This window comes from Micromonospora sp. NBRC 110037, from assembly GCF_001652995.1.
In the GTDB taxonomy this organism is placed as follows: Bacteria; Actinomycetota; Actinomycetes; order Mycobacteriales; family Micromonosporaceae; genus Micromonospora; species Micromonospora chalcea.
On record NZ_BBVA01000002.1, the window covers coordinates 852,961 to 862,092 of the forward strand.

The window sequence follows — 9,132 nt, forward strand, 5'->3', positions numbered from 1 at the left end:
ATGACCGACCTCGACGCACGGCTCGCCGCGCTCTCCCCGGAGAAACGGGCGCTGTTCGAGAAGCTGCTGCGCGAGCGGGGCCAGGCGCGGCCCGCCCGGCGGGAGAACGTCTTCCCGATCTCCGTGATGCAGCAGGGCATCTGGTTCCTGGAGCAGCTCCGCCCCGGCAACCCGGCGTACCTGATCCCGGCGGCGGTGCGCATCCGCGGCCCGCTGGACACCGCCCTGCTGCGGCAGGCGGTCGACGGGATCGTCGCCCGGCACGAGTCGCTGCGGACCACGTTCGAGCTGCGCGACGGGCGGCCGGTGCAGGTGGTCCACCCGGCGCTCGCGATCCCGCTGGCCGAGACCGACCTGCGCGGCACGCCGGCCGGCGGCGACGAGCTGGAGGCGCGGATCGTGGCCGCGCTGCGCGAGCCGTTCGACATCACCACCGGCCCGCTGCTGCGGCTGGCCCTGCTCCGGCTCGGTGACGACGACTGCGTGCTCGGCGTGGCGATGCACCACCTCGTCTCCGACGGCTGGTCCGTCGGGGTGCTGCTGGGTGAACTCTCCACCCGGTACGCCGCGCTGGCCACCGGCGACCGGCCGGCGCTGCCCGAGCTGAGTGTCCAGTACGGCGACTACGCCGCCTGGCAGCAGGACTGGCTGCGCGGGGAGGACCTGTCGGCGGACCTGACCCACTGGCGGGAGCACCTCGCCGGGGCGCCGGCCGTGCTCGACCTGCCGACCGACCGGCCCCGCCCGCCGGTGCAGGGCTTCCAGGGCGCCTCCCACCCGTTCACGTTGCCCGAGCCGGTGCTCACCGCGCTCGGCGCGCTCGGCAAGCAGCACGGCGCGACCACGTACATGGCGCTGCTGGCCGCCTTCGGCGTGCTGCTGCGCCGCTACAGCGGGCAGGACGACGTGGTGGTCGGCGTGCCGATGGCCAACCGGGACCGGGCCGAGGTCGAACCGCTCATCGGGTTCTTCGTCAACACCCTGCCGGTCCGCGTGGACCTGACCGGCAACCCGACCTTCACCGAACTGCTGGGCCGGGTCCGGGACGCCTGCCTCGGCGCGTACGCCCACCAGCGGGTGCCGTTCGAGAAGGTGGTGGAGGCGCTGAAGCCGGCCCGCGACCTCAGCCGGCCGCCGATCTTCCAGGTGGGGCTCTCCTACCAGAGTGACCCGCTGCCCACGCTGGCCCTGGCCGGGGTGGAGTTCGAACGGCTGCCGCTGCGCGCCCAGGGCGCCCGCTTCGACCTGGAGCTGCAGCTGTTCAACGACGCCGGTGGGGTCAGCGGCTGGTTCGAGTACGACCGGGACCTGTTCGAACCCGCCACCATGGCCCGGATGGCCGGGCACTACCGGCGGATCGTCGAGCTGGCCGTCGCCGGCCCGCACACGGCTGTCGACGAACTGCCGTTGCTGGACGCCGACGAGCGGGACGCGGTGCTGGCGCTGTCCCGGGGCGAGGCGCGGCGGTGGCCCGGCGCGGGCTGGGCGCACGAGCAGATCGCCGAGCGGGCCCGGCGGACGCCGGAACTGCCGGCGGTGCGGTTCGCCGGCCGCACCGTCGGCTACGGGGAGCTGCTGCGCCGGGCCAACGGGCTGGCCCGGCGGCTGCGTGCCGCCGGGGTCGGCCCCGGCGTGCGGGTCGGCCTGGTGCTGGAACGCTCGGTGGAGCTGGTGGTCGGCCTGCTGGCGATCTGGCAGGCCGGCGGCGCGTACGTGCCCGTCGATCCGGGCCTGCCGGCCGGGCGGGTGGCGCTGATGCTCGACGACGCGGACCCGGCGGTGGTGCTCACCCAGCGGCGGCTCGGCGAGAAGCTGTCCTGGGACGGGCCGCTGTGGTACGCCGACGAGCTGCTCACCGACGACGTGCCCGCGGACGCCGCCGACGACCGGCCCACCCCGGTACGCGGCACCGACGTCGCCTACGTCATCTACACCTCCGGGTCGACCGGCCGGCCCAAGGGCGTGCCGAACACGTTCGCCGGCATCCGCAACCGGCTGCTGTGGATGCAGGACGCCTACGGCCTCGGCCCCGGCGACCGGGTGCTGCAGAAGACGCCGTACTCGTTCGACGTCTCGGTCTGGGAGTTCTTCTGGCCGTTGATGACCGGCGCGACGCTCGTCGTGGCCCGCCCGGACGGGCACCGCGACGGCGCCTACCTGGTCGACACGATCCGCTCTGAACAGGTCACCACCGTGCACTTCGTGCCCTCCATGCTCCAGGCGTTCCTGCGCGAGCCCGACGTCGAGCGGTGCGTGAGCCTGCGTCGGGTGATCTGCAGTGGCGAGGCGCTTCCGCGCGACCTGCAGGACCGCTTCTTCACCCGGTCCGCCGCCGAGCTGCACAACCTGTACGGCCCGACCGAGGCGGCGATCGACGTCACCGCCTGGGCCTGCCGCCGCGACGACCCCCGGCCGGTGCCGATCGGGCGGCCGATCGCGAACACCCAGGTGTACGTGCTGGACCGCCATCTGCAGCCGGTGCCCGTGGGTGTGCCGGGCGAGCTGCACATCGGCGGGGTCAACGTGGCGCTCGGCTACCTGAACCGGCCCGAGCTGACCGCCGAACGGTTCCTCGCCGACCCGTTCGCCACACCGGCGCCGGCCGGCGGCACGGCCGTCACCGGCGACCGCGACGACGACCGGCCGCCCGCCCGGCTCTACAGGACCGGTGACCTGGGCCGGATCCGTGCCGACGGCGCGATCGAGTACCTGGGCCGCCTCGACCACCAGGTGAAGCTGCGCGGCTTCCGGATCGAGCTGGGCGAGATCGAGGCGGCGCTGACCGCCTGCCCCGGCGTCACCGAGGCGGTGGTGGTGGCGCGTGCGCACGGCGGCGACACCCGGCTGGTGGCGTACCTGGTCGGGCCGGCCGTGCCGGCCACCGGTGAGCTGATCGGCCGGTTGAAGGAACGGCTGCCCGACTACATGGTGCCGGCGGTCTTCACCACGCTGGACGCCCTGCCGCTGACCCCGAACGGCAAGGTGGACCGGTCGGCCCTGCCCGAACCCGACCTGGCCCGCCCGGAGCTGCGCAGCCCGTACGTGGCGCCGCGCGACGAGCTGGAGCGCACCGTCGCCGGCATCTGGCGGGAGCTGCTCGGCGTGGAGCAGGTCGGGGTGGACGACAACTTCTTCGAGCTGGGCGGCCACTCCCTGCTGATGGCCGAGGCCCGCCTGCGGCTCGTCGCGGCGGCCGGCCGGGACGTGACGCTCGTCGAGCTGTTCCAGTTCCCGACCGTCGCCGCGCTCGCCGGTTACCTCAACCGGCCCGGCGCGGACGGCGACGGCCTGGGCGACGCCCAGGAACGGGCGGCCACCCGCCGGCAGTCACTGAGTCGACGTCGCCGCCGCTCGTCGGCCGCGCAGGCATGAACGGTAGGTGAGACAGATGTCAGACGACGTCGAGAACCTCGACCAGATAGCCGTCATCGGCATGGCGGGGCGCTTCCCCGGCGCGGCCGACGTGGACGAGTTCTGGGCGAACCTCACGGCCGGCCGGGAGGGGATCGCCCGCCTGTCCGACGAGGAGCTGCGCGCCGACGGCGTCGACCCGCAGGTGGCCGCGCGGGACGACTACGTGCCGGCCAAGGGCGTCCTGGCCGACGCGGACCGCTTCGACGCGGGCTTCTTCGGCTACCACCCCCGCGAGGCCGAGGTGCTCGACCCGCAGCACCGGGTCTTCCTGGAGTGCGTGTGGACGGCGCTGGAGTCGGCCGGCCACGACCCGAAGACCTTCGACGGGCGCATCGGCGTCTTCGCCGGGTCGAGCCTGAACTCGTACCTGCTGTTCAACCTGCTCGCCAACGAGCAGGCGGTGGACGCGGCCGGCAGCTACCAGACGCTGATCTCCAGCGACAAGGACTTCCTGGCCACCCGGGTGTCGTACAAGCTGAACCTGACCGGGCCGAGCATGACCGTGCAGACGGCCTGCTCCACCTCGCTGACCGCGGTGCACCTGGCGGCCCAGAGCCTGCTCAACGGCGAGTGCGACCTGGCCCTGGCCGGCGGCGTGTCGGTGAGCGTGCCGCTGCGCGGCGGCTACCGCTACGAACAGGGCGGCATCCTCTCCCCGGACGGGCACTGCCGGCCCTTCGACGCGCAGGCGCAGGGCACCGTCGCCGGCAACGGTGTGGGCGTGGTGGTGCTGCGGCGGTTGACCGACGCCCACGCGGCCGGGGACACAGTGGACGCGGTCATCCTCGGCACCGCGGTGAACAACGACGGCTCGCTGAAGGTCGGCTACACCGCGCCGAGCGTGGACGGGCAGGCCCGCGTCGTCGCCGAGGCGCTCGCCGTGGCCGACGTGGACCCGGACAGCATCGGCTACGTCGAGACCCACGGCACCGGCACCGCCCTCGGCGACCCGATCGAGATCACCGCGCTGACCCGCGCGTACCGCAAGCACACCGACCGGGTGGGCTACTGCGCGATCGGCTCGGTGAAGAGCAACGTCGGGCACCTCGACGCCGCGGCCGGGGTGACCAGCCTGATCAAGGCGGTGCTGGCGCTGCGCCACGAGGCGATCCCGGCGACCCTGCACCACACCCGGGCCAACCCCGAGCTGGCGTTGCCGACCAGCCCGTTCTTCGTCAACACCGAGCTGCGGCGGTGGCCCCGGCAGGAGACGCCGCGCCGGGCCGGGGTCAGCTCGTTCGGCATCGGCGGCAGCAACGTGCACGTGATCCTGCAGGAGGCACCGGCCCCGGCCGCGCCGGCCGCCGCGCCGCCCGCCGCACCGGCCGTAGCCCGGGTGCTGCCGCTGTCGGCCCGCTCCGCGCCGGCGCTGGCCGCCGCGGCCGGCCGGCTCGCCGACCACCTGGCCGCCCACCCCGACCTGGACCTGGACGACGTCGCGTACACGCTGGCCGCCCGCCGCCGGGCCTTCGAGCACCGTACGGCGGTGACCGGCCGGGACAGCGCCGAACTGGTCGCCGCGCTGCGGCGGGCCGCCGACGCCGGCACGGGCACGCCTGCCGGACGGGACGCGCCGGTGGCGTTCCTCTTCCCCGGCCAGGGCGCGCAGTACGTGGGCATGACGCGGGGCCTGTACCGCAGCGAGCCGGTGTTCGCCGCCGAGCTGGACCGCTGCGCCGACCTGTTCGCCGGCCACCTCGGCGAGAACCTGCGCGTGCCGCTGTTCGCCGCCGACGACGAGACCGGCGACGCGGCGCTGGCGCTGGCGCGTACCGCTGTCACGCAGCCGGTGCTGTTCGCGGTGGAGTACGCGCTGGCCCGCCTGTGGATGTCGTGGGGCGTCCGCCCGGCGGCGATGGTCGGGCACAGCGTCGGCGAGTACGTGGCCGCCTGCCTGGCCGGGGTGTTCTCCCTCGAGGACGCGGCGGCGCTGGTCGCCACGCGGGGGCGCCTGGTGCAGTCGACGCCGGCCGGGTCGATGCTCGCGGTGTTCCTGCCCGAGGCGGAGGTGACCGGCCGGCTGACCGGCGGCCTGTGCGTCGCGGCGGTGAACTCCACCGGCCTGTGCGTGGTGGCCGGCCCGACCGCCGAGGTCGACGCGCTGGCGCAGCGGCTCACGGCGGACGGGGTGGCGTGCCGCCGGCTGCGCACCTCGCACGCCTTCCACTCACCCAGCATGGACGCCGCTGTCGCGCCGTTCGTCGACGCGGTCCGCCGGGTCGCCCTGCGCCCGCCCGCCACCCCGTTCGTCTCCAACGTCACAGGCGCCTGGATCACCGACGAGCAGGCCACCGACCCGGAGTACTGGGGACGACACCTGCGCGCGCCGGTGCGTTTCGCCGACGCCCTGGACGTGCTGCTCGCCGACGAGGAGCTGGTGCTGCTGGAGGTCGGTCCGGGGCAGACGCTGCGCAACTTCGTCCGCCAGCACCGCGCCTGGCACGAGCGGCGGACGGTGGCCGGATCGGTGCGGCACCCGGACGAACCGCGCGACGACCAGGAGTACCTGCTGGCGGGGCTGGGTGAACTCTGGGCCGCCGGGGCGCCGGTGGACTGGGCCGCCCGCGCCGGGGACACGCCGCGGCGGCTGCTGCGCCTGCCCACGTACCCGTTCCAGCGCCAGCGCTACTGGATCGAGCCGCGGCCCGGCCCGGTCCGGCCCGCGCCGGTCGCGGCGACCGGGCCGGACGCGCAGTGGTTCCACGTGCCCGGCTGGCGGCGGCTCACCGCGCCGGCCGCCGGGACCACCGACGGGGCGACCTGGGTGGTGCTCGGCGCCGAGCTGCCGCTGGGCGTGGCGCTGGCCGGGCGGCTGGCCGACGACGGCGCGACAGTGCTGCGGGTCAGCGCCGGCGACGAGCTGCGGGAGACCGGCGAGCGGGCCTGGTCGCTGGACCCGGCCAGCCGGGACCAGCACGCCGCCCTGCTCAAGTCGCTGGAGGTGGACGCCGGCCGGACGATCCGGGTGGTGCACCTGTGGAGCCTGACCGTGGAGCCGGGCGACGGCCCGGATCCGGACCGGATCGACAGCGCCCGGCGGGTCGGGTTCGACAGCCTGCTGGCCCTGGCCCAGGCGATCGGGGACGTGCAGCCCGCCGGCCCGGTGGAGATCGACGTGCTCAGCCGGGGCCTGTTCGCGGTGACCGGCGAGGAGAGCCTGCAGCCGGAGAACGCCCCGCTGCTCGGCGCCACCACGGTCATCCCGCAGGAGGTCCCGGACGTCACCTGCCGCGTGCTGGACCTGCCCGGCGCCGACCTGCCCGCGGCCGACCCGGCGCCCGGCCCCACGACCGTGCTGGCCCGGCTGACCGCGCCCACCGCCGACCGGGAACTGGCGCTGCGCGGCCGGCACTGGTGGGTACGCGACTTCGAGGCCCTGCCCGCCGACGCCGCCGGCGGGACGGGCGGCCGGCTGCGGCCCGGCGGCGTCTACCTGATCACCGGCGGTCTCGGCGGGGTCGGGCTGGCGCTGGCCGAGCAGATCGCCCGCTCGGTCGACGCGCCGGTGCTCGGGCTGCTGCACCGCTCGGCGTTCCCCGACTCGACGCGGTGGCCGGACTGGCTGGCCGAGCACGGCGAGCAGGACGACACCAGCCGGCGGATCCGCGGCGTGCAGCGGCTGCGGGAACTGGGCGCGCGGGTGGTGGTGCTGCACGCCGACGTCACCGACCGGGCCGCCCTGTCCGACGCGGTCGGACGGCTGCGCGCCGAAGGCGGTGGCCTGCACGGTGTCGTCCACGCCGCCGGCCTGCCGTCGCGGGGACTGATCGCGGTCAAGTCCGGCCGGGACGTGACCGACGTGCTGGCCGCCAAGACCGTCGGCACGCTGCACCTGGACGCCGTCTGCGACGCCGACGGACTGGACTTCCTGCTGCTCTGCTCGTCGCTGACCGCGCTGCTCGGCGGGCCGGGGCAGAGCGACTACTGCGCGGCGAACGCCTTCCTGGACGTCTACGCCCAGTGGCGGCGAGCCACCACCGGGGCGCCGGTCGCGGCTGTCGCCTGGGACACCTGGCGCAACACCGGCATGGCCGCCGGCCTGGTCGAGCGGCTGCACGGCGGCGCCGCGCTGACCGGGCACCCGCTGCTGCAACGCCTGGTCTCCTCGACCGGCACGTCCCGGACGTACGCCACCACGCTCAGCACGGCCGACAGCTGGATCGTCGACGAGCACCGGATCATGGGCCACGGCCTCGTTCCCGGCACCACGTACCTGGAGCTGGTCCACGCGGCGGTCGCCGACCGGGCGGCCGGCCGGGTGGTGGAGCTGAACGACGTGCTGTTCCTGATGCCGGTGATCGTGCCGGACGGTCGGAGCCGCGAGCTGTTCACCACGGTGCAGGAGCGCGACGGGCAGCTCCGGTTCAGCGTGCAGAGCCGCGTCGACGGGGAGGCCGGCCGCTGGCAGGAGCACGCGAGCGGCACCGTGGCCTTCCACGAGCGGCCGGCGGACACGGCCCGGGACCTGGACCGGCTGCGCCGCGACTGCGCCGTCACCGAGGTGATCGACACCGAGGACGAACTGAAGCGGCGGCTGAAGCTCGACCGGGTGGAGCAGGGCGGCCGGTTGCAGTTCTCGTTCGGCCCGCGCTGGCGGTGCCTGCGCCGCATCGAGGCCGGCGAGCGGCGGCTGATGGTCACGCTCGAACTGGCCGAGGAGTTCGCCGCCGACCTGGAGCGCTACCCGCTGCACCCGGCGCTGCTGGACGTGGCCGGCGCGTCCGCACGGATCCGCGCGCGGGACGTGTTCTACCTGCCGTTCACCTACCGCAGCCTGCGGGTCTTCGCCCCGCTGACCCGGGTGGTCCACTGCCACGTCGAGGTGGACGAGGCCGGTGACTCCGGCGAGACGCTCACCGTCAGCATCGAGCTGATCTCCCCGCAGGGACAGCTGCTGGCCCGGATCACCGACTTCACCATCAAGCGGATCAACGACATCGACGGCCTGCTGGAACAGGTGCGCGACGGCGCGGTGACCGCCGCCGGCACGGGCGCGGGCGAGGCGACGCCGGGCACCCTGCACGTGCTCAGCGAGGGGATGACCGCCGCCGACGGGATGGCCGCCTTCGACCGGCTGCTCGCCGCGCCCGAGCTGCCGGAGCACGTGGTGGTGACCGGCCGGGACCTTTCCGGGCTGCGCCGGCTCGCCGCCTCGATCACCCCCGCGCTGCTCGCCGGGGAGGTGGAGCAGATCGCCCCGCCCCGGGGCAGCCACCCCCGGCCCGATCTGGACACCCCGTACGTGGCGCCGGGCACCGAGGCCGAGCGGACGGTGGCGGAGATCTGGCAGGAGGTGCTCGGCCTGGACCGCGTCGGCGTGCACGACGACTTCTTCGCCCTCGGTGGACACTCGCTGGCCGCCGTGCAGATCGGCGCGAAGATCCGCGGCCGGTTCGGGGTGGAGCTGAACCTGCGGGGCTTCTTCGACAGCCCGACGGTGGCGCACACGGTGACCGTGCTGGCCGACCCCGGCGGGCCGGGGGATCGGGGCGCCGACCGGATCGAAGTGGTGAGCCGGGACGTGCCCGACGACGAACTGGCCGGCCTCGACGAGCTGTCCGACGAGGAGATCGAGGCACAGCTCGCCGCCCTGCTGGCCGAGGACGACGGCGGGGGACGGGCATGAGCCGGCCGATTCCGCCCGCCCCGGCGCGTGCCCGCCGTACGCGAGCGCCGCACGTCCTGTCCGCAGCCGTGTCAGCTCACCCACACACCGAG

General features: G+C 75.0%; 2 protein-coding genes. Both read left to right on the forward strand.

The window, feature by feature from the left end:
• Nucleotides 1-3,372 carry a non-ribosomal peptide synthetase gene (locus A4R25_RS02970; protein WP_064445510.1) on the forward strand — a complete coding sequence of 1,124 codons (3,372 nt, stop codon included), beginning with the start codon at nt 1-3 and terminating at the stop codon, nt 3,370-3,372.
• Between the two features lie 16 nt (nt 3,373-3,388).
• Entirely contained in the window at nt 3,389-9,040 is a 5,652-nt protein-coding gene (locus A4R25_RS02975; protein ID WP_064445511.1) for a type I polyketide synthase, read from the forward strand.
• Nucleotides 9,041-9,132: the final 92 nt, after the last annotated feature.

What these genes read in the sequence shown, in the direction of transcription:
- A4R25_RS02970 (WP_064445510.1), top strand. Translation starts at nt 1, where the DNA reads ATGACCGACCTCGACGCACGGCTCGCCGCGCTCTCCCCGGAGAAACGG.
- A4R25_RS02975 (WP_064445511.1), top strand. Translation starts at nt 3,389, where the DNA reads ATGTCAGACGACGTCGAGAACCTCGACCAGATAGCCGTCATCGGCATG.